Origin of the sequence: Bartonella sp. AA81SXKL (genome assembly GCF_042196945.1) — a bacterium.
GTDB lineage: Bacteria > Pseudomonadota > Alphaproteobacteria > Rhizobiales > Rhizobiaceae > Bartonella.
On sequence record NZ_JBHIRH010000214.1, the window covers coordinates 1 to 745 of the forward strand.

The window sequence follows — 745 nt, forward strand, 5'->3', positions numbered from 1 at the left end:
GCCCTAAAATTGATCAGTCTCTTACCTTTTGTATTACCGCAGGGCGCCATCCCGTCGTAGAACAAGCACTCCGAAAGCAAGCAGCAGAAACCTTTGTTGCTAATAACTGCGACCTCTCTTTGCAAGAAAATCACCAATATGCAGCGATATGGCTTTTAACAGGTCCTAATATGGGAGGAAAATCAACTTTTTTACGGCAAAATGCTCTCATCGCCATTATGGCGCAAATGGGATCCTTTGTTCCAGCTACCTCAGCCCATATTGGCGTTGTTGATCGCTTATTTAGTCGTGTTGGTGCTTCTGATGATCTTGCACGAGGGCGTTCAACTTTTATGATGGAAATGGTAGAAACAGCAACGATTCTTAATCATGCTACTCAGCATTCCCTTTTTATTCTTGATGAAATCGGACGAGTAGCGTCGATTTTTGATGGGCTTTCAATTGCCTGGGCAACCGTTGAATATCTTCATGAAGTTAACCATTGTCGTGCTATTCTCGCCACACATTTTCATGAAATGACAGCACTCACAGAAAAACTTGATCGTCTTCATAATGTAACCATGAAAGTCAAAAATTGGGATGGTGATGTGATTTTTCTTCACGAAGTCACGCCGGGAGCTGCGGACCGATCCTACGGCGTACAAGTTGCAAAACTTGCTGGACTTCCCAAGGCAGTTATTACACGTGCTACAGACGTTCTACAGCAATTAGAACAAGGTGAAATGGCGGGAAAAGGACATAAATT

At 43.4% G+C, this 745-nt stretch carries 1 protein-coding gene; it reads left to right on the forward strand.

The window, feature by feature from the left end:
- Nucleotides 1–745, forward strand: a 745-nt coding sequence (locus ACFINZ_RS10675) for a MutS-related protein (protein WP_404978074.1), incomplete at both ends; no start/stop codon positions are given.